Origin of the sequence: Archangium lipolyticum (genome assembly GCF_024623785.1) — a bacterium.
In the GTDB taxonomy this organism is placed as follows: Bacteria; Myxococcota; Myxococcia; order Myxococcales; family Myxococcaceae; genus Archangium; species Archangium lipolyticum.
Map to the genome: position 1 here is coordinate 36,040 of NZ_JANKBZ010000017.1, position 18,746 is coordinate 54,785.

The 18,746-nt window shown below is 69.8% G+C and carries 18 protein-coding genes; 8 read left to right on the plus strand and 10 right to left on the minus strand.

What is annotated here, in order from left to right; genetic code table 11:
* Nucleotides 1–3: 3 nt before the first annotated feature.
* Genes mdoH through NR810_RS30745 form a run of 3 tightly spaced genes read right to left on the minus strand, consistent with a single transcriptional unit; the run spans nt 4 to nt 4,016 of the window.
* The gene (mdoH, locus tag NR810_RS30735; RefSeq protein WP_257457948.1) at nt 4–2,019 is read right to left on the minus strand and encodes a glucans biosynthesis glucosyltransferase MdoH; all 2,016 of its coding nucleotides are present in this window, start codon (nt 2,017–2,019) and stop codon (nt 4–6) included.
* A 15-nt stretch (nt 2,020–2,034) separates the two neighbouring features.
* Nucleotides 2,035–2,517 (minus strand): hypothetical protein, encoded by a 483-nt coding sequence (locus NR810_RS30740; RefSeq protein WP_257457949.1) that lies wholly within the window; start codon nt 2,515–2,517, stop codon nt 2,035–2,037.
* Nucleotides 2,505–4,016 (minus strand): glucan biosynthesis protein, encoded by a 1,512-nt coding sequence (locus NR810_RS30745; protein ID WP_407653850.1) that lies wholly within the window; start codon nt 4,014–4,016, stop codon nt 2,505–2,507. The genes NR810_RS30740 and NR810_RS30745 overlap by 13 nt, the downstream gene beginning before the upstream one ends.
* A 326-nt stretch (nt 4,017–4,342) precedes the next feature.
* On the opposite strand from NR810_RS30745, the gene NR810_RS30750 reads away from it, so the two are divergent.
* Nucleotides 4,343–5,377: an aldo/keto reductase gene (locus tag NR810_RS30750; protein ID WP_257457951.1), complete on the plus strand. Its 1,035-nt coding sequence runs from the start codon at nt 4,343–4,345 to the stop codon at nt 5,375–5,377.
* Nucleotides 5,378–5,441: 64 nt separating this feature from the next.
* On the opposite strand, the gene NR810_RS30755 is transcribed toward NR810_RS30750, so the two are convergent.
* From NR810_RS30755 to NR810_RS30765, 3 genes are all read right to left on the minus strand, one after another.
* A complete protein-coding gene (locus tag NR810_RS30755) occupies nt 5,442–5,864 on the minus strand; it encodes a hypothetical protein (protein WP_257457952.1) in 423 nt (140 codons plus the stop codon).
* 116 nt (nt 5,865–5,980) lie between these two features.
* A complete protein-coding gene (locus NR810_RS30760; RefSeq protein ID WP_257457953.1) occupies nt 5,981–6,520 on the minus strand; it encodes a hypothetical protein in 540 nt (179 codons plus the stop codon).
* 139 nt (nt 6,521–6,659) lie between these two features.
* A complete protein-coding gene (locus NR810_RS30765; RefSeq protein WP_257457954.1) occupies nt 6,660–7,232 on the minus strand; it encodes a Wall-associated protein precursor in 573 nt (190 codons plus the stop codon).
* A gap of 323 nt (nt 7,233–7,555) precedes the next feature.
* Between NR810_RS30765 and NR810_RS30770 the strand changes: the two genes are divergently transcribed.
* From NR810_RS30770 to NR810_RS30785, 4 genes are all read left to right on the plus strand, one after another.
* A complete protein-coding gene (locus NR810_RS30770) occupies nt 7,556–8,980 on the plus strand; it encodes a reverse transcriptase family protein (RefSeq protein WP_257457955.1) in 1,425 nt (474 codons plus the stop codon).
* A gap of 258 nt (nt 8,981–9,238) precedes the next feature.
* A complete protein-coding gene (locus tag NR810_RS30775; protein ID WP_257457956.1) occupies nt 9,239–9,661 on the plus strand; it encodes an MGMT family protein in 423 nt (140 codons plus the stop codon).
* 32 nt (nt 9,662–9,693) lie between these two features.
* Nucleotides 9,694–11,055, plus strand: coding sequence for an amidohydrolase family protein (locus tag NR810_RS30780; protein ID WP_257457957.1), 1,362 nt, complete (start codon nt 9,694–9,696; stop codon nt 11,053–11,055).
* On the plus strand, nt 11,052–12,038 hold the full coding sequence (locus tag NR810_RS30785) for a class I SAM-dependent rRNA methyltransferase (protein ID WP_257457958.1): 987 nt from the start codon (nt 11,052–11,054) through the stop codon (nt 12,036–12,038). Before NR810_RS30780 ends, NR810_RS30785 begins: the two co-directional genes overlap by 4 nt.
* 15 nt (nt 12,039–12,053) lie before the next feature.
* On the opposite strand, the gene NR810_RS30790 is transcribed toward NR810_RS30785, so the two are convergent.
* Genes NR810_RS30790 through NR810_RS30805 form a run of 4 tightly spaced genes read right to left on the minus strand, consistent with a single transcriptional unit; the run spans nt 12,054 to nt 15,836 of the window.
* Nucleotides 12,054–13,697, minus strand: coding sequence for a chemotaxis protein CheA (locus NR810_RS30790; protein WP_257457959.1), 1,644 nt, complete (start codon nt 13,695–13,697; stop codon nt 12,054–12,056).
* Between the two features lie 11 nt (nt 13,698–13,708).
* Nucleotides 13,709–14,275: a GAF domain-containing protein gene (locus NR810_RS30795; RefSeq protein ID WP_257457960.1), complete on the minus strand. Its 567-nt coding sequence runs from the start codon at nt 14,273–14,275 to the stop codon at nt 13,709–13,711.
* A gap of 21 nt (nt 14,276–14,296) precedes the next feature.
* Nucleotides 14,297–14,668, minus strand: coding sequence for a response regulator (locus NR810_RS30800; RefSeq protein ID WP_257457961.1), 372 nt, complete (start codon nt 14,666–14,668; stop codon nt 14,297–14,299).
* A gap of 31 nt (nt 14,669–14,699) precedes the next feature.
* Nucleotides 14,700–15,836, minus strand: a complete 1,137-nt coding sequence (locus NR810_RS30805; RefSeq protein WP_257457963.1) for a PilZ domain-containing protein — start codon at nt 15,834–15,836, stop codon at nt 14,700–14,702.
* Nucleotides 15,837–16,063: 227 nt separating this feature from the next.
* Between NR810_RS30805 and NR810_RS30810 the strand changes: the two genes are divergently transcribed.
* From NR810_RS30810 to NR810_RS30820, 3 genes are read left to right on the plus strand one after another with little or no spacing between them, the layout of a single operon-like run.
* Entirely contained in the window at nt 16,064–17,215 is a 1,152-nt protein-coding gene (locus NR810_RS30810; RefSeq protein ID WP_257457964.1) for a serine/threonine protein kinase, read from the plus strand.
* Between the two features lies 1 nt (nt 17,216).
* Nucleotides 17,217–18,011 carry a tRNA pseudouridine(38-40) synthase TruA gene (gene truA, locus NR810_RS30815; RefSeq protein ID WP_257457966.1) on the plus strand — a complete coding sequence of 265 codons (795 nt, stop codon included), beginning with the start codon at nt 17,217–17,219 and terminating at the stop codon, nt 18,009–18,011.
* A 49-nt stretch (nt 18,012–18,060) separates the two neighbouring features.
* Nucleotides 18,061–18,744, plus strand: a complete 684-nt coding sequence (locus tag NR810_RS30820; protein WP_257457967.1) for a hypothetical protein — start codon at nt 18,061–18,063, stop codon at nt 18,742–18,744.
* Nucleotides 18,745–18,746: the final 2 nt, after the last annotated feature.

Sequence of the window (18,746 nt, forward strand, 5' to 3'; positions counted from 1 at the left end):
GCCTCACGCGTACCGCGGCCGCGCCTGTTCGAGCGTCGCCGCGTCCAGCAGCACGGCCACCTTCTCGTTGGCGGAGAGCTGCTCCGGCTGTCCCTCCAGCAGCTTGCGGCGCGCCGAGGCGAGCGCGAGCGACGTCACGTCGATGCCCGGCGAGGACGCCAGCAGGGCCAGGTGCAGCGCGTGCGCGCGCGGATCCTTCAGCACCCGCTCCAGCCCGTCTCCCACCGGCTCCAGCTCCCGCTCGGAGAGCTCGAGCGCCCGGGCCACCACCGGCGGCGGGGCCGACTCCTCGGGGATGAGGAACAGGCCATGCCGCGCCGCCCACGTGCCCAGCGACGCGCGCGCCGTCCACACCGACAGGGGGATGGACAGCAACAGCCCGGCCACCACGGGGGACAGCCACGGGAGCAGTCCCGGGGACACGAGGAAGGCCACGGCCGCCAGCACCACGCCCACCGCGGTGTGGACCGCATGGCGCCGCGCCGCCTCCGCCCAGGGCAGGTCCTGGTCGTCGCGCTGCTGGCTCGTCCAGGACACCCGGTAGCCGAGCAGCGTGCCGAAGACGAAGTGCGACTGGAAGAGCATCATCACCGGCGCGAGCAGCGTGGAGAGCACGCTCTCCATCAGCGCGCTCAGCACCAGGCGGACCCGGCCACCCATGCGCGCGGCATGCTCCCGATTCGCCAGGGCCAGCGCGAGCCCGAAGGCCTTGGGCAGCAGCAGCATGGCCAGGGACACCGTCATCAGCCGCAGCGCGCCCTCCGAGTCGAACGTGGGCCACACGGGGAAGAGCGTGCGGTGCTCCGGGAAGTACGCCGGCTCCACGAACCCATCGTGCAGCGCCGCCACCAGCCCCGTTGCCAGGAAGAGCAGCCACAGCGGCGAGGCCACATAGGACATCACGCCCATGAGGAAGTGCGCCCGGCTGAAGGGGTGCAGCCCGCCGGCGAGGACGAGCCGCAGGTGCTGGAGGTTGCCCTGGCACCAGCGCCGGTCCCGCTGCGCGTAGGCCAGCAGGTGGGGAGGGGGCTGCTCGTAGCTGCCGCCCAGCTCCGGCACCAGCCACACCGTGTAGCCGGCGCGCCGCATCAGCGCCGCCTCCACGAAGTCATGGCTGAGGATGTGGCCGCCGAAGGGCTGCTGCCCCGGCAGCACGGGCAGCCCGCAGTGCTCGGTGAAGGCCGCCACGCGCAGGATGGCGTTGTGGCCCCAGTAGTTGGACTCCCCGAGCTGCCAGGCCGCCGCGCCCGCGGCCACCACGGGCCCGTACACCCGGCCGGCGAACTGCTGCAGGCGGGCGAAGAGCGTGGCCCGTCCCACCAGCTGCGGCGGGGCCTGGAGGATGCCCACGCGCGGGTTGAGCTCCATCAACCGGGCCATCTTCACCAGCGTGTCGCCGGACATGAGGCTGTCGGCGTCCAGCACCACCATGAAGTCGTACCGGCGGCCCCAGCGCTCGCAGAAGTCGGCGAGGTTGCCCGCCTTCTTCCCCGTGTTGTCCGAGCGCCGCCGGTAGAAGATGCGCCCCTGTCCGCCCACCCGGCGGCACAGGTCCGCCCACGCCAGCTCCTCGGCCACCCAGGCCTCGGCGCGCGTGGAGTCACTCAGCACGTAGAAGTCGAAGGACTCCAACTGCCCCGTGGCCGCCACCGACTCGTAGGTGGCCTGCACGTTGGCGAAGACCGACGCGGGGTCCTCGTTGTGGATGGGCATCACCACCGCGGTGCGGCGCTTCAGCGGGGCCGCCTCTTCCCGGGCGTCCGGCCACCGCAGGCCGGGCAGCCGCCGGCCGAGCGCGAGCTGGATGAAGCCCGCCACCGCCGCCCAGAAGGACAGGGAGATCCACGCGAAGCAGAGGATGAAGAGGCCCGCCATGAGCAGCTCGGGCGGGGTGTGGCCCTTGACGCTCAGCAGGCGGAGCATCTCCCACGCCGCGGCGAGGGTGGAGAGCGCGGTCAGGCCGAGGACACACGCCCGGCGGAGCCCGGCGGAGCCGGGAGAGAAGGAGTGCGCGTACATGAGAGCGTCCGTGCCTCAGCGGGAGATGGAGACGTCCGGCTCGCCCGCGCGCCACCAGCGGCGGAAGAGCTCACCCAGCGGCCACAGCACCAGCTGCTGCTCGGGCATCGACGCCGGGAGCGGCAGGGGGGCGGGGACGGGAACGGAGGCGCGCAGGGCCCGCTCGAGCTCCACGGGCACAGGGGCCGATTCCTCCGTGAGGACCGCGGCGCCCCACCGGGCGCCCTCGCACAGCACGAAGGCCGCGCGGCCCCGCGCCAGCAGCGCGCCGCCGCCCGCGAGGGACGGACCGAGTGCCCGGGCCAGCCAGTCCTCCATCCGCGCCTGGGCGAGGGCCAGGGCATCCCGGGGCTCCGCACCGTGAGCGCCGAGCGTCCACTCCGTCAGGAGGGCGAGGTCGCCCTCCTGGGTGAACCCGAAGGACCGGAAGAAGGCGTCGAGCGCCGCGCGGGTCTCCGGGGAGCAGAGGGGGGAGGTCGGCTTCTTCACGGTGTCCATAGGTAACTCCATGTCTCGGTGAGGGTTGCGGATCCGCGTCGGAGGAAGCAGCGCAGCTCGGTGGGGGTACCCGCTTGTGGCACCAGCTCGAAGGTGACCCGCCAGCCGCCGGTGACGTCGTTGCGCTGCGCGATGGGCTGGAGGATCTGTCCCTTCGAGGCCGTGATGACCGGCTCGACGGGCCCCGCGCCTTCCGGGCCACCGCGAGAGAACTCGAGGACGAAGCGCCGGGCGTTCGCCGTGCTGCCCGCGGCCACGCGCGTGGCGGTGGTGACGGCCACGGTGGGGCGCACGGGCGGCGCGTTGCCCCAGTGCAGCTTCCAGGCGAGGCGCAGCTCGGCCCCGGGGGCGAAGGGCGCCTCGGGCACCCAGAAGGCCACGATGTTGTCGTGCACCTCCTGCGGCGTGGGAATCTCCACCAGCTGCACCGAGCCGCGGCCCCAGTCGCCCACCGGCTCCACCCAGACGCCGGGACGCTTGTCGTAGCGCGCCTCCAGGTCCTCGTAGTTGGGGAAGGATTGATCGCGCTGCAACAGGCCGAAGGTGCGCAGGCCCTCCACCTGGAAGCTGGAGACGTTCAGCCGGGCCGGGTTCTGCAGCGGGCGCCACAGGTGCTCGCCATTCTTCATCCACAGGACGAGCCCGTCCGAGTCATGCACCTCGGGCCGGAAGTCGTCGTAGGCGCCCCGGTCGTTCTCCCCGAAGAGGTACATGCTGGTGAGCGGGGCCACCCCGAGCCGCTTCACCGCCTTGCGCGCGTGGAGCGTCGCCTCGACCTCCACCACCGTCCGCTCGCCGGGGATGATGACGAAGCGGTAGGCGCCGGTGACGCTCGGGCTGTCCAGCAGCGCATGCACCACGACGCGGTCCGAGCCGGGGGCCGGCTTCTCCAGCCAGAACTCGCGGAACGAGGGGAACTCCTCGCCCTCGGGGAGCGCCGTGTCGATGGCCAGCCCGCGAGCGGACAGCCCGTACACGTTGCCCCGGCCCAGGGCGCGGAAGTAGCTGGCGCCCAGGAAGGACACCACCTCGTCGAAGTGGTCCGGCCGGTTGAGCGGGTGGGTGAGCCGGAAGCCCGCGAAGCCGTCCACGGGCTCGGGCTTCAGCTCCTTCACGAGCGAGCCATAGGTGAAGAGCTCCTGCGAGAAGCGCACCGGCTTCGCCTCACCGCCCTCCACCTCGTGCAGGCGGATGGGCGAGGTGTAGAGGAAGCCCGGGTGGAAGAACTGGGCCTGGAAGGGCAGGCCGGCATCGCGCCACCAGGCCCGCTCCGGGCGGTAGCGGATGTCCCGGTACTGGTCGTACGAGAGTTGCGCGTAGGCGGGAGGGAGCTTCGACTCCGGGGCCTGGTAGGGGCGGCTGGCCAGCTCGCGGGCCCGCTCCCGGACGGTCTCGGCGGTGAAGGACGGCTTCGCCCCGGCCACCATCGCCCACAACGCCCCGAGCGCACCCACCACTCGAGCCCTTCGTACAGCCCACTGCATTGACTTCACTCCCATGTCCTTCCTGGCGGGTTCCGCCGTGGCGAAAGCCGGTCAGCAACCCGTGTGCCATTCAGGCGGGGCACTCCGGAGTCACGGGATGTTCACGGGAGCGCACCTGCCCCGGACCCGGGTGCCATTGCGAAGCAAACGATTTCGCTGGGTTGGCGGGCCGCCTTCCCATGACCCCGGGAGTGGGGTGGGGAGGAGGGGTGTGGAGCATGGCAACAGCGGTGGGGCTGGAACTGTTCGCCTGGTCCACAACGCGGGTTTCCAGGGTTCCTACACCCCGAGAACGAACTCCTCGTGCGGTGGTGCGAGGGCTCGAATAGAAAGGGCACCCCATGGAATTCAGACAACTAGGTGGTTCGGGGTTCAAGGTTCCCGTGCTCAGCCTCGGCACCGGGACCTTTGGTGGTACCAACGAGTTCTTCAAGGGCTTCGGGAGCAGCGACGTGAAGGAGGCCACCCGGCTCGTCGACATCTCGCTCGACGCCGGGCTGAACATGTTCGACTCGGCCGACGTGTACTCCGGCGGAGTGGCCGAGGAGATCCTGGGCCAGGCGATCAAGGGCAGACGGGAGCGGGTGATCATCTCCACCAAGGCCACGTTCCGCGCGGGCCCGGGCCCCAATGACGTGGGCTCCTCGCGCCACCACCTCATCCGGGCCTGCGAGGGAGCCCTGCGCCGGCTGGGCACCGATTACATCGACCTCTTCCAGCTCCACGGCTTCGACGCCGTCACGCCCGTGGAGGAGACGCTCAATGCGCTCGACGATCTCGTGCGGGCCGGGAAGATCCGCTACATCGGCTGCTCGAACTTCTCGGGCTGGCACCTGATGAAGTCACTGGGGGTGTCGGAGCGGTACAACCTGGCGCGCTACGTGGCCCATCAGGCGTACTACTCGCTGGTCGGGCGCGAGTACGAGTGGGAGCTGATGCCGCTGGGGCTCGACCAGAAGGTGAGCGCGGTGGTGTGGAGCCCGCTGGGGTGGGGACGGCTGACGGGGAAGATCCGGCGCGGCCAGCCGCTGCCGGAGGGCACGCGGCTGCAGAACGCCTTGACCGCTGGAGGCGGCCCTCAGGTCCCCGAGGAGTACCTCTACCGGGTCGTGGATGCCTTGGACGAGGTGGCGAAGGAGACGGGCAAGACGGTGCCGCAGATCGCCCTGAACTGGCTGCTGCAGCGGCCGACGGTGGCCAACGTCATCATCGGCGCGCGCAACGAGGAGCAGCTGCGCCAGAACCTGGGGGCGATCGGCTGGAACCTCACGAAGGAGCAGGTGGCGAAGCTCGACGCGGCCAGCGCCACGCCCTCGGTCTACCCCTACTGGCACCAGCGGCAGTTCGTGGAGCGCAATCCGTTCCCGACGTCCTGAACGGGTGACGGATGGGGGCGGGGAACCTGGGTGCATCCCCGTTCCCCGTCCTCGCTGTGTTCATTCAGTACCGCGTGTTCTGGGCGATGGCCTTGCCCATGTCGTGCAGGGTCTGGAGCATGTTGGACAGCAGGTTGGTGCCGATGTTCTGCATGGAGGCCTGCATGGCCAGCTCCTTCTGCTGCTCCGGAGGGAGCTCGTCGAAGAGCTTCGCCGCGTCCTTCCCCATGTTCTTCTCGACCAGCTTCCGCATGTCGAAGCCCGGAGGCGGTGCCAGGGCGGCTTTCGTCCCGAGAGTGGCTGGCGGGTGGCTCAGGTTCGAGGCTCCACCCGTCGCGGAGTGGGGGCTGCTCCCGGCCAGCTCGAAGCCGCTCTGGCTGCCCGAGTGAACCACCTTCCCCAGGATCTCCCCCGCGGAGCGCAGGGCCGAGGTGGCGATCTTCCCGAGGTTGATGGAAGGAACGGAACCGAAATTTCCAATCCGCATGGCACCTCCAGAGGTGGGCGGCACGAAAAGAGTACGGACACGTCCGTGTCGTCCAGGAGTTATCGGAAGAACCCCCGCCGGAGTTTCCTGGGAATGTTCGAATCGGGAGGCCCGGCTCACGCGGTCGGCAGGGGGGCGGGTCCGAGGTTGGAGGGGTCCCACACGAACTGCTCGGTGGGCGTGAGCACCATGTTCGTCAGCCCGTGCTGCTCGACGAAGTTCTTGAAGCGCTCGGAGACGACGATGTCCCCCTGCATACCCCGTGGGCGGAAGATGTCCTCACCGCCCCAGGTGCCCGGCTCCAGGACGAAGCCGTGGATGGCATCGATACCCGCCGAGCGGCACTCCGTGCAGGTGGGTGTCTTGCGAATGCGCACGCGGTTGAGCACCGGATCCACCGCCCCCCGGCCGAAGCAGGGCCAGACGACGTAGTAGCGGGGCACGGTGAGGGGTTGGCGAGGTCTCTTCCTCATGCAGCGCACCCGGAGGACCTCGACGGGATGGAAACCCTCCAGCCCGGTGAGTCCCTCCGCGCGGAAGGCCTCCGCGAACCGCTCGGAAATGAGCCACCCGTACCCAGGGCCCCGGATGTAGTCCCCCAGTTCTTCCCCGTACAGCTCCAACTCGACCCGGTAGGGGGGGAGCCACTTCAACATCCCGATGATGCCACCACACCGAGGGCAGCGAGGCGCATCATCCGAGGTGTTGTCGGGCTCGACTGTGTCGGCTTCGGTATCGTAACGCGACCCGATGTCACCCTTTGTCAGGACGAAGAATCGCGGGGAGGTAGTCGGTTCAGAATCCATGGGGGAACCTCGCTCGCATGTCGGGGCGACTGTAGATCTCCCGCAGCTTGTCCATGAACTCCTTGGGCGTTACCTCGGGGTTCTTTTCGAGCCAGTCGATGACCTCATCGTCCACCTTGCGGTGCCACTCCTGGTAGCCGCAGTGTGACTCCTCGTCCTTGGCCCGAACTACGAAGCGCGGGTCCCGGGGTTTGTAGAGTCCCTTGAGCGTGGAGTGTTTCGAAAGCCTCTTGGCAATGGACCGGGAGATGAGGTGGTGCTCCTGGCCTTTGCACTGGGGAGGCTCGGAGGACCCAAGCGCCTGGGACAAGGAGTCCGCCGCCGCCTGGAGCTGCTGCCTCTTGTTCTCGTCTTCCTGCCCCGCCATCCGCGAGGCTTGCTCCAGCGCATCCAACGCCTCCAACACCTCGTCCAACACCTGTGCGGCCTTCCGCGTGTCTTCCCCCGCGAGTGCCACGCAGGCACTCACCATTCCCTGCTTGCAGCTGCACACCAGTGACGTCTCGCCAAGCGTGCATGCGATGCTTTGAGTCAGCAACACCAGCAACAAACTCGAGAGCATGGGGGGGTCTCCTTCCGCTCCTCTATCAGGACTGTGCCGAAAGGGAGGAGAGATGGTCGTCCTCTTCCTCCCTACCGAGCCATGCGGCGGCCCTTCCCACCCCGTCCGGGTTGTGGTGAGCTTGCCGCCGGTGCTCCTGGGGTCGCGTGCAGCCAGCCTTCCGTCCGCGATGTCACGTCGCGGCTGCTGACGTTACCCATTGAAGAACGACGCAGTACGAGGTCCGCCTGGCGGGCTACCCTGACCTCGTCTGCCTCTGCCGTGCAGGTGGCGGTGGCTCCAGGAGCACCGGTTTTCTCGCGCGGCCGCTCCGGGTGCACAGCATGAACCTCGCCAGCCTCCTCCTCGAACTGAAGCCCCTGCTGGCCGACCCCGATGCGAACTTCGATCGCATCACCGACCTGCTGGAGCGTCACCAGGGTCTGGCCGAGTACGAGGTGGCGCGCTTCTTCGTGAGCCGCTCGTGGAAGGAGCCCGTCGAGCGCAGGTTGCGCAGCGTGGATCCTCGCGAGCGCTCGAAGGGCGTGCGGCAGCTCCCGCTCATGTTCTCCAGCGCCGTGGCGGCCCGCCATCTCCGCTCGCGGGTGAAGGACGCGGACTCCCGGGTGGCCTCGAAGGCCCGGGCCGCGGTGCGCAAGCTGGGGCTCGCGGACGTGGCGCCTCCGGATTCCCGGGCGGAGCCCCCCCGCTACGGCAGCAAGAGCGTGGGCGGGTGGAACCCGACCGGCTGGAACTTCGGCCTCTTCCGGTCCGAGCTCCAGGGCTGGTCCGGGCGCATGCGGCGTCCACCGCCCACCTCGGGCGAGCTGCCCAGGTTGAGCACCCGTGCCGACGTGGCGAAGCTGGTGGGGGTGGACGTGTCCGAGCTGGATGCGCTGATGCGTCCGGGCACGGAGGCGGGCTCGGGCTACGTGGAGTTCGAGGTGCCCAAGCGCTCGGGTGGGGTGCGCCGCATCTCGGCGCCGCGCCAGAAGCTCAAGGAGGTGCAGCGGGCGCTCCTCGACCAGGTGCTCGCGCGCATGACACCGCACCCGGCCGCGCATGGCTTCATCGAGGGCCGCTCCACGGTGAGCAATGCCGGGCCGCACGTGGGCTCCACGGTGGTGCTTCGGGTGGATCTGGAGGACTTCTTCCCCACGGTGCACTACCGCCGCGTGAAGGGCCTGTTCCTGGCGCACGGCTATGGAGAGGAGGTGGCCGGAGTGCTCGCCGGGCTCACCACCCACCGTCCGAAGTTGCCGGACGGGACGGTGGTGTGGCCGGGCGCGCTGCCGCAGGGAGCGCCCACGTCTCCCACCCTCGCCAACCTGGTGTGCCGCCGCATGGACGCGCGCCTCACCGCGCTGGCCACGAAGTTCGGCGCCACCTACACGCGCTACGCGGATGACCTGTCCTTCTCCTTCCGCGCGCCTCCCGAGCGTCTGGGCCGCTTCTTCTGGTGGATCAACGCCATCCTCCAGCAGGAGGGCTTCACCGAGAACGGACCGAAGCGGCGGGTGATGCGTCAGGGCTCGCGCCAGCGGGTGACGGGCCTCACGGTGAACCAGAAGGTCTCCATTCCTCGCGAGGAGCGGCGCCGCTTCAAGGCCATCCTGGCCAATTGCCGGCGGCACGGAGTGGCCTCGCAGGCGAGGGGACGGCCGGACTTCGAGCGTTGGCTGGAAGGTTACGCGGCCTACGTGCGCATGGTGCACCCGGAGCTGGGCGCGCGCTGGCAGCGAGAGGTGAAGGAGTTGCTCGGCCGATGAGCTCCCTTCGAGAGCTGCTGGCCTGGGTGGCCGCCCATCCGGACGATGTGGACTTCGCAAGCGGCTCGGAGACGGGCTGAAGCTCTGAGGGCTCCGCTTCGTCACGTTCCGGACAGACGCGGACCTCCTGAATTCCGACCGGGCGGGCAGGGGAGCCATGACTCCCCGCGTCGGGTCGGTTACAGGATGGCGGACGTAGTACCGACTTCCCAGCCACCCGTTCCATGAGGTAGTACCGTGGACATTACTGGAGAAGACATGTCCACGACCATCACCATCACAATGCAGGAGCGAAGGTTCTTCGAGCGCATCTACCAGGTCGTCGAGCAGGTGCCCCGGGGCAAGGTGACGACCTACGGCGATGTAGCGCTCATCGTCGGAGGGGATTGCGACGCGCGCATCGTGGGGCTCGCGATGGGGGACCTGGGGCCGCGCGCCGCCAAGGTGCCCTGGCAGCGCGTCATCAACCGCTCGGGAGGCATCAGCACCCAGGGGTACAACCAGCGCGAGCTGCTGGTGGCCGAGGGGGTCGAGTTCGACGAGAAGGGGAAGGCGCTCCTGGAGCGCTTCCGCTGGGCCGGACCCGACAAGGAGTGGGCGGTGAAGCACGGCTTCACCCCGCTGCCCGCGCGGGCCCCGAGCAAGGAAGAAGAGGACAAGTCGCAGTTGCGTCTGTTTTGAGGTCTCCGGGGGCGTCATATACTCGCGCCCCCATGGAAGGCCGCCTGGTCCTCAAGAATTGCTCCATCTTCCGCGCGGACGGCCGGGGGCGCACCGGGATGGCCATCGTCGTCGAGGATGGTCTCATCCGCCGGGTCGCTCCCGATGCCGACGTGCCCGTGCTGCCCGGGGATTGGGAGGTCTCCTGCCGCGGGCGGCTGGTGCTTCCCGGCCTCGTGGACTGCCACTCCCACCTGGTGGGCGATCTGCTCTCGCCGGCCTCGGGAGAGGTCCTCCTGCACCCACCCCAGGCGCGGCTCGACTATGAGCGGCGCCTGTCCTCGCGCCTCACCGCCCAGGACGTGGAGGTGCTCTCCCTGCATGCCATGGCCCGGGCCCTTCATTCGGGCGTCACCCTGGCGGTGGAGCACCTGTCCTGCCCGGGGGACGTGGCCGGGGGGCTCGAGGCCCAGGCGCGCGCGGCGGAGCGGCTCGGCCTGCGCCTGGTGTCGAGCCATGCCACCCACAGCCTCGACGGTGCTCCCCTGGCCGACGCTCAGGCCGAGGCCAATGCCGACTTCGTGCGCCGCCGGAGTTCCCATCCGCTCGTGCGCGGCGCGCTCGGCTTCCACGCCTCGTGGACGAGCGGGGACTCGCTGCTGCGCAGGCTCGGCGTGCTGCGCGAGGTCTCCGGCGCACCCGTCGTCTTCCACCTCTCCGAGGGTGACCATGACCTGGCCACCACCTGGGAGCACCATGGGCAGCGGGTGGTGCCCCGGCTGGAGTCCTTCGGGCTGCTCGGGCCACTCTCGGTGGCCGCGTACGCGCGCTCCGTGGACGACGCCGAGTCCATCCGCCTGGCCCAGTCCGGCACCTGCGTGGCGCTCGGCCCCGGGGCGGCGCTCCTCGTCGAGCCCAGTGGCCGGGCCCTGGAGACGCTGCTCGGGCGCCAGAACCTGATGGGACTGGGCAGTGGTGGGCACGGCAACCTCTGGGACGCGCTGGCCGCCGCGCTCGTGACGGCGGTGGGGGCGGCGCGGGGCTCGCGGCTGGTGGACCCGGATGGCGTGCTGGTGCAGCTCTTCGCGGATGGCCCGGCGGAGGTGTGCTCGCGCCTCTTCGGCGTCCCCTCCGGCGCGGTGGAGGAGGGACGGCTCGCGGACCTGGTGGTGTTCGACTGCGTGCCCTCCGTCGAGCAGGACAGCGGGCAGGCCCCGCATCTGCTGGGGCAGATCGGGCGTTCCCGGGTGGCGTGGAACATCGTGCACGGCCGTGTCACCATCCGCGAGGGGCAGCTGCTCGGCGTGGACGAGGTGGAGCTGGCGCACGAGGCCGCCCGCGTCCTCACCTCCGTGCGGGCGCGTGCCCGTGCCTGGGATGCCGAGACTCCCGGGGGCCCGGTGGGCGGGGGATGAGCGCTCGCACCGCCTCTCTCGCGGACGTGCTCCGCGAGGCCCGGGAGCGGCGCGCGCCGCTGCGGGAGGATCCGCGCACCACCGCCTTCCGGCTCGTCAATGGCGGGCCCGACGGCGTCCCGGACGTGACGGTGGACGTCTTCGAGCACGTGCACGTGGTGAGCCTCTACCGGGACTTCACGCCGGCCGAGGAGGTGGCGCTCCTGGATGCGATGGAGTCCGCCTGGGCGCCCCGCAGCGTGTACCTCAAGCGAAGGCCCCGGGAAGCGCGCCACCTGGCCAACGTGGCGAAGGAGCAGCTCGCCCCCGAGGTGGCCGCGCGTGGCGAGTCGGTGGAGTCGCTGGTGGCGCTGGAGAACGGGTTGCGCTTCCTCATCCGTCCCGGGCAGGGCCTTTCGGTGGGCCTCTACCTGGACATGCGTGACACGCGGGAGTGGCTGTCCGGGCAGGTGCGGGGCCGCACGGTGCTCAACCTCTTCTCCTATACGTGTGGCTTCGGCGTGGCGGCCACCGCGGGCGGGGCGAAGCGCGTCCTCAACATCGACGCCAGCCGCCGTGTGCTGGATTGGGGCGAGGAGAACGCCCGCCTCAATGGCCAGCCGGTGGACCGGTACGACTACGTGGCGGGGGACGTCTTCGAGTGGCTCGGACGCCTCGCGCGCAAGGGGGAGACGTTCGACGTGGTGGTGGCGGATCCGCCCTCGTTCGCGACCACGCGCACCAGCCGCTTCTCCGCCGCGCGGGACTACGCCAGCCTGGCCGAGGCCGCCGCCCGCGTGGTGGCGCCCGGGGGCCGGTTGGTGGCGTGTTGCAACCTCGCCACCCTGGAGCCCCGCCGCTTCGATGCCATGGTGACGGAGGGGGTGTCCCGGGCCGGCCGGAAGGGCAGGGGGGTGCACCAGCCAGGTCCCTCGCCGGTGGACTTTCCCGCCTCCGCCGAGCACCCGGCCGCGCTGAAGGTGCGGGTGCTCGAGCTGTCCTGAGCCCACCCCGGGGGGTCAGGCGGAGGTGGCGAGCGCGCCGCCCGCGGAGGGCCTCCGGGTGGCCTCGCGCAGGAGGGCGGTGACGTCGAGGATCAGCGCGATGCGTCCGTTGCCCAGGATGCTCGCCCCGGAGATGCAGGGCAGATCCTTGAACATCGACCCCAGGGGCTTGATGACCGTCTGGCCTTCCCCGTGGAGGGTGTCCACGACCAGCCCGACCCTGCCCTGCGGGTGTTGGACGATGACCATGCTCTCCCGGGTTGGTGCCTCCACCTCGTGCGAGAAGAGGTGACGCAGCCTGAGGAAGGGGAGTGGCTCTCCCCGCAGGTTCAGCACCCCCTCGCGGTCCTGGGGCCGTCCTCGTGCGCTCGCGGGCAGCTCGATGCACTCCTGGACGGCGTCGAGCGGGACGACGTACGTATCCGGGCCGACACCCACCAGGAACCCCTCGATGATGGCGAACGTGAGCGGGAGCCGGAGGGTGAACGTCACCCCGTGTCCCTCCCGGCTCTGGACGGAGACCTTGCCCCGCAGGGCCTCCACGTTGCGGCGCACCACGTCCATCCCCACGCCCCGGCCGGACATGGAGGTGACTTCCCGCGCGGTGGAGAAGCCCGGCGTGAAGATGAGCGAGAACAGCTCCTCCTCCGGCAGGTTCTCGGGCTCCCGTGCGAGGCCGAGGGCCCGGGCCCGCTCGATGATCCGTGTCTTGTCGAGGCCCGCCCCGTCGTCGATGACCTCGATGAGGATGCCGCCGGAGTCATGGGCGGCACGGAGCTTGATGTGTGCGACCTCTGGCTTGCCCCGCGCCCGCCGCATGGCCGGGGTCTCGATGCCATGGTCGATGGCATTGCGGATCATGTGCAGCAGCGGATCTCGCACGTTGTCGACCACCGCGGTGTCCATCTCCACGTCCTCGCCCTCGAAGACGAGCTCGACCTGCTTGTCCCGTGACACGGCCAGGTCGCGCACGGTGCGCACGTACTGGCGGAACATGGGGCCGAGCGGCACCATCCGCACCTTCATCACCAGCTCCTGAAGCTCGCGCAGGAGGCGCTCGCCCGCGCGGGCCGCCTCCCGCAGCTCCTCCTTCGGCCGGTTCCCCTCGACCAGCGCCGCCACTCCCTCCTGGGCGATGGACAGCTCTCCGAGGAGATCCATCATCCGATCGAGCTTGTTGATGCCCACCCGGAGGCTCCTGGCCCGCTCCTCCTCGGCGAGGGGCTTGCGCCCGGGCGGCTCGGGAGGTGGGCTCGTGGGGGAGACCGCCTTCGCGTCGACGGCCCCGGCCATGACTTCCATCAGGCCGCGGTGATGGGGGGTCAGCACCAGCTGCGAACCCGGTACCTGTCCCCGGAGCTCCCGCATCGCATCCACGGCCGCGAGCAGGAGGGAGACGACCTCGTGCGACACGGCCAGCGCGCCCGTGCGCAGGCGCTCGAGCAGATCCTCGACCCCATGTGCGAATTCCGCGAAAGCGGGCAGCTCCACACACGTGGCGTTGCCCTTGAGGGTATGGGCCGCGCGGAAGATGGTCTGCAGCCGCTCGGGCTGCTCCGGCTCCTGCTCCAGGCCGATGAGCTGCTCCTCCATGAGGGAGAGGAGCTCATCGCACTCGACGAGGAAGGCATTCAGGAGCGCGTCGTAATCGATTTCCATCGGGAAGAATCTCAGTCGGGCCGGGTCATGGCGAGGACCAGGCCGGCTTGCCTCTCCAGCAGCGCGAACAGCTCCCGGTCCTGGGGTTTGAGCGCGGGCTTCTGCGGCAGCATTCCGAAGATGGCGATGACCCCCCAGACATCGCCGCCGAAGCAGCGAAGCGGGATGCAGGCGGTCAGCCCCGGCTCGAGCCCGGTGCCCGTGGGAGCCGCGCCATCGCCCGCGATGAAGGTCTTTCCGGTGAGTGCCGTGTGCCCGATGACACCGGCGCCCAGGGCAATGGACTGGAAGCCCGCCGGGTCGATGCCCATCGAGTCCACCAGGCTCAGCACCGAGCGCTTCGCATCGAGCTCGAAGATGCCCAGCTCCTCCGAGCCGACGATGTTGTTGAGGATCTCCCGGAGGATGCCGAGCAGCTCCCGCCGGTCGGCCGTCTCGTGCAGCCGGTGGCTGGCCACGCAGAGGTTGACCAGGAAGGACATCTGCTCTTCGAGGCAGGTCAGCTCCTGGCGCAGGGTGGCCACCTGATGTCGCAGGGCCTCGTTCTCCTCCCGCAGCCTGGCACGGTCCGAGGTCATGTGGGGTGCATCCGTCAATGTCTACTCGCCGAGGTGGTGGCGAAGCTTGTCCATCAGCTCGCTCTTGTCGAAGGGTTTGGTGATGTATTCGGTGCAGCCGCTCTCGTAGCCAGCCTTCACGTTGTGTGGCTCGCCACGGGTGGTGACCATGATGATGGGGGTGGATTTCATCTCCGGGTCCTCGCGGATCCGCTTGCAGGCCTGGAATCCATCCATCCGGGGCATGATCACATCCATGAAGATGAGGTCCGGCCGTTCGCGGAGCGCCAGATCCACCGCCTCCGAGCCATCGCGGGCGATCAGCAGATCATAGCTGCCGCCACTCAGCATCATCCGGTGCATGAGCAGGACGGTGTTCGAGTCATCCACGAGGAGGATCTTCTTTCGCGTCATCGTCACGGTTCTCCTGACCGCGCAGAGAGGTTCAAGCAGGCTTGCGAGGGGTGGGGTCCACCCCACACAGCTCGCGCAACTGGGCCAGGCCCCTGGGGCTCATGCCGAGGAAATGCACTCCCATGCCTGTCGGATAGGAAGCGGTCTTCTGGGGGGTATACGCGTTGGACCACGCCACGACGCCCGAGCCGAGCAGCTCCATGCGCAAGGTCGTCAGGTGGATCTTCAGCTCCACCGCGGCCCCCGGGCGCGGCGGCACGAGCGTGCGCAGGAAGATGCCCCCCGGGCTGAGATCATAGGAGTAACAGGAGCTCCAGCTGCCGAAGATGTTGCCCGCCTCGCGGTACTCGACGGGACAGAAGAAGGGTACCCGCGCCTCGGGCTGGAGGGCATCGATGGCCCTGGAGAACCAGGCATTGGCCTTGTGGATGAGCTGCTCCGGGAGGTCCCGGGCCATGTCGAAACCGGCGATCAACGCCCCACCCGCATGGGTGACGAGGTGCCCTGGCCCCTCGGTGCAGATGAGGAACCAGCGCGACCCCGGGGGAAGCCCCGCGGGCTGGCGCACCCGGAGCGCGTGGGCGAGCTCCTCGCGGGAGTCGGTGCAGAGGATGTGCAGGTCGATGCCGGACTCCTCCCGCGCCGGGCGCTCGTCCTCGAGCGGCTCGTAGCGCACGTGGTAGCCGCTCTGCTCGAGCAGCTCGCCGGCCCGCTGGGCGAAGGTCCGCTTTCCATGAACGAGGGAGACGGTCTTCGCCACCCAGCGTGAGAGGGGATGGGGGCTGGTGGGCCTGGATGCCGAGGCGGCCTCCAGACGCAGCTGAAACTGGCGGGTCTGCAATGGCTTGAGCAGGCAGTCATCCCCACCCACCCGGCTGAGGCTCTCGATGAACTCGGTGGGAGTCTCCAGACCGGCCAGGAAGACCAGGGGTGCTCCCGCCAGCCGGCGCAGCTCCTCTATCTGCGCGAGGAGCCGTTCATCGCCAGGCATGAGGGAGGCGCAGTCCAGCACGATGAGGAGGGGGCGTACCCGCCTGGCTTCCTCCAGGGCCGCCGGCAGACTTCCCACCGCGAAACACTCGCAGTGCGCGGCCTGGATCGCCTGGTGTGTCAGCATCCGGAATGGGCTCTCGCCCTCGACGAGGAGCACCCCGCCACTCCTGCTCATCTCCTGACTCCGGCCCAGCCCATTCCCAGCCAGATCGCAGGGGCGTCAAATATTGTCAAACAGGCCATGGAGCCTCCTCCTGGAGCGGGGGACCGCCGGAAGGGACTTGCCGCGAGCCGCCGAGCTGGCTCTCCCCAGGCGATGTCGGGCGGAGTAGGCCATGAAGGTGTGGGTGTACGAACTCTCTTGGCCGCTCGGGCCTCCGGGGAGCTATCGTCACGCTTCCGATGTCGCCCGTAGCCCCGCGCTCTTCCGTCACGTTCGGCCAGTACACGCTCATCGACCGCCTCGCCGTGGGAGGTATGGCGGAGGTGTTCCTCGCCCACCACTCCGGGCAGGATGGCTTCGACAAGCCCGTCGTCATCAAGCGGATCCGTCCGCACCTGTCCCGGCAGCCGGCCTTCGTGCGCATGTTCCTCAACGAGGCCCGGCTGGCCGCCCAGCTCAACCACCCCAATATCGTGCAGATCCACGACCTGGGGAAGGTGGGCGACAGCTACTACATCGGCATGGAGTACCTCTTCGGCCGGGACATGCGGCGGGTCGTCCCCAAGGCGGAGTCCCTGGGGATTCCCTTCCCCATGGTGTACGCGCTGAAGATCGCCTCCTCCGTGTGCGAGGGCCTCTACTACGCGCACCAGAAGGTGGACCTGTACGGCGCCCCGCTGAACATCGTCCACCGGGACGTGACGCCGGAGAACATCTTCGTGTGCTTCGACGGCTCGGTGAAGGTGCTGGACTTCGGCATCGCCAAGGCGGCCAACCGGGTGGAGCAGACGCGCGCGGGCGAGCTGCGGGGCAAGCTCAGCTACCTCAGCCCCGAGCAGTGTCTGGGCAAGCCCCTGGACCACCGCAGCGACATCTTCTCCCTGGGCGCCGTCCTCTACGAGTGGCTCACCGGCTTCAAGCTCTTCACCGGCGAGTCCGACGTGGCCGTCATGCGCAGCATCGTCGATGGCAAGGTGTACGCGCCCTCGTACTTCCGCGCGGACATCCCCGAGCCCGTGGAAGCCATCCTCATGAAGGCGCTGGAGCGGGACCGGGACAAGCGCTACCCCACGGCCTGGCACTTCCAGCAGGACCTGGACCGCTTCCTCAACACCTACGAGTTCACCCCCACCCACCTCCACCTCTCCAACTTCCTCAAGCAGCTCTTCCTCGACGAGCTGGAGGAGGAGCAGCGGCGTCTGCGCCCCGGGCCCGTGCCCGCCGCGCCCACCACGGAGCCGGAGATGGAGGAGGCCCCTTCCGAGCGCACGCTCCAGGTCCCCGTCACCGCCTCGCAGCTGGAGGCCCTGGAGGCGCTCGCCCGCAAGCACAACGTCCCCGTGGGGCGGATGGTGGGCGACATCCTCGCGAGCTGGCTCAAGTACCGCTGACATGCCCCGGCTGAAGCTGACCCTCGAATACGACGGCACCCGCTACGTGGGCTGGCAGGTGCAGCCCAACGGTGTCTCCATCCAGGCCCGGCTGGCGGGGGCGCTGGAGCAACTGCTCGGTGAGCGGGTGGCCGTGGAGGCGGCCGGCCGCACGGACGCGGGCGTGCATGCCACCGGGCAGGTGGTGTGCTTCGACACGCGGCGCACGCTGCCGCTCAAGGCGTACTGGAAGGGGCTCAACGGCTTCCTGCCCGAGGACATCGCCGTCGTCCGCGCGGAGGAGGTGCCCCCGGACTTCGACCCGCGCCGCTGGTCCCTCGGCAAGCGCTACCGCTACCGGGTGAGCAACAAGCCCACGCGCTCGCCCCTGCGCCGTTTCACCCACTGGGAGGTGTTCTCCCCCCTGGCGGTGGAGGCCATGCAACGCGCCGCCGCGCACCTGGTGGGCCGGCACGACTTCTCCTCCTTCCGGGCCTCGGACTGCCAGGCCGCCCACGCCATGCGCGAGGTGCGCCGGGTGGACGTCCAGGGCACCTCCGGCGATGCGGTTTCCTTCACCGTCGAGGGCACCGCCTTCCTCAAGCACATGGTGCGCAACCTCGTGGGCACCCTGGTGGAGGTGGGCAAGGGGCGCCGTCCCGAGGACTGGGTGGCCGAGGTCCTCGCCGCGCGAGACCGCAAGCGCGCCGGCCCCACCGCGCCGGCCCACGGGCTCGTCATGGAGGAGGTCTTCTATGGAGAGGGCCCGCCTCCTCGCACCCCGGGCGGCACGGCGGACGGAGATGACGAGGAGTGAGGACTCCCCGTGCGTCCCCGGCCCGCGCTTGCGCTAGGCTGTGGCTCCCGTGAGCACTCCGAAGAAGGCCGTCCTCGAACCGCTGCGCGTCCGCCTCCGCCGTCTCCAGTTCACCGTGGGGATGGGCTTCCTCGCGTTGGTGCTCGGCTCCATGCTGAGCGTGGCCCTCACCCTGCGGCTCTCGGAGCGCGTCCAGGCGCTGGACTTCGCGCCCCTCCAGTACGCCATCGCCCTGCTGGTGGAGAACCTGTGGGTGCTCGCCGTGCTGCCCCTGCTCTGCTACGGCTCGGCCCGCATCATCGAGCTGCGCCCGTGGCCCACCGCGCTGGGGACCGCGCTCACCGGCCAGTTCTTCATCCTCGCGCTCGACTTCGCGCGCGACGGGGTGGACGGGTGGTTGGAGCGCGGCTGGCTGCGCACGGTGCTCGAGTGGGCGGTGTTCGCCGGCGGCGTGGTGCTCAGCCGCCAGGCCGTCGTCCGGGGCCGGGCCCATGCGCACAAGCAGGGGGAGCGGGCCCAGCAGCAGGCCGCCGCGAAGACGGACGAGTACGCCGAGTTCCTCCGGGAGGCCGAGCGCGCGGGCGAGAAGATCGCCCAGCGCGAGGCAGCGAAGGCCGAGGGGCAGGGCACTCCGGAACAGTCCCAGCCCGCTCCGGAGCAGGCTCCGGCCACGCCCACGCTGGAGTCCTCGGAGCCGAAGCCCGAGGACGCGCCCAGGAAGCCCGCGGCCTGAAG

Bases quoted from the DNA above. Each gene is read 5' to 3' on its own strand.
- NR810_RS30795 (WP_257457960.1), bottom strand. From the start codon at position 14,275: ATGACCTCGGACCGTGCCAGGCTGCGGGAGGAGAACGAGGCCCTGCGA.
- truA (WP_257457966.1), top strand. From the start codon at position 17,217: ATGCCCCGGCTGAAGCTGACCCTCGAATACGACGGCACCCGCTACGTG.
- NR810_RS30780 (WP_257457957.1), top strand. From the start codon at position 9,694: ATGGAAGGCCGCCTGGTCCTCAAGAATTGCTCCATCTTCCGCGCGGAC.
- NR810_RS30750 (WP_257457951.1), top strand. From the start codon at position 4,343: ATGGAATTCAGACAACTAGGTGGTTCGGGGTTCAAGGTTCCCGTGCTC.
- NR810_RS30790 (WP_257457959.1), bottom strand. From the start codon at position 13,697: ATGGAAATCGATTACGACGCGCTCCTGAATGCCTTCCTCGTCGAGTGC.
- NR810_RS30765 (WP_257457954.1), bottom strand. From the start codon at position 7,232: ATGCTCTCGAGTTTGTTGCTGGTGTTGCTGACTCAAAGCATCGCATGC.
- NR810_RS30755 (WP_257457952.1), bottom strand. From the start codon at position 5,864: ATGCGGATTGGAAATTTCGGTTCCGTTCCTTCCATCAACCTCGGGAAG.
- mdoH (WP_257457948.1), bottom strand. From the start codon at position 2,019: ATGTACGCGCACTCCTTCTCTCCCGGCTCCGCCGGGCTCCGCCGGGCG.
- NR810_RS30745 (WP_407653850.1), bottom strand. From the start codon at position 4,016: ATGGGAGTGAAGTCAATGCAGTGGGCTGTACGAAGGGCTCGAGTGGTG.
- NR810_RS30775 (WP_257457956.1), top strand. From the start codon at position 9,239: ATGTCCACGACCATCACCATCACAATGCAGGAGCGAAGGTTCTTCGAG.
- NR810_RS30810 (WP_257457964.1), top strand. From the start codon at position 16,064: ATGTCGCCCGTAGCCCCGCGCTCTTCCGTCACGTTCGGCCAGTACACG.
- NR810_RS30785 (WP_257457958.1), top strand. From the start codon at position 11,052: ATGAGCGCTCGCACCGCCTCTCTCGCGGACGTGCTCCGCGAGGCCCGG.
- NR810_RS30740 (WP_257457949.1), bottom strand. From the start codon at position 2,517: ATGGACACCGTGAAGAAGCCGACCTCCCCCCTCTGCTCCCCGGAGACC.
- NR810_RS30805 (WP_257457963.1), bottom strand. From the start codon at position 15,836: ATGAGCAGGAGTGGCGGGGTGCTCCTCGTCGAGGGCGAGAGCCCATTC.
- NR810_RS30770 (WP_257457955.1), top strand. From the start codon at position 7,556: ATGAACCTCGCCAGCCTCCTCCTCGAACTGAAGCCCCTGCTGGCCGAC.
- NR810_RS30760 (WP_257457953.1), bottom strand. From the start codon at position 6,520: ATGTTGAAGTGGCTCCCCCCCTACCGGGTCGAGTTGGAGCTGTACGGG.
- NR810_RS30800 (WP_257457961.1), bottom strand. From the start codon at position 14,668: ATGACGCGAAAGAAGATCCTCCTCGTGGATGACTCGAACACCGTCCTG.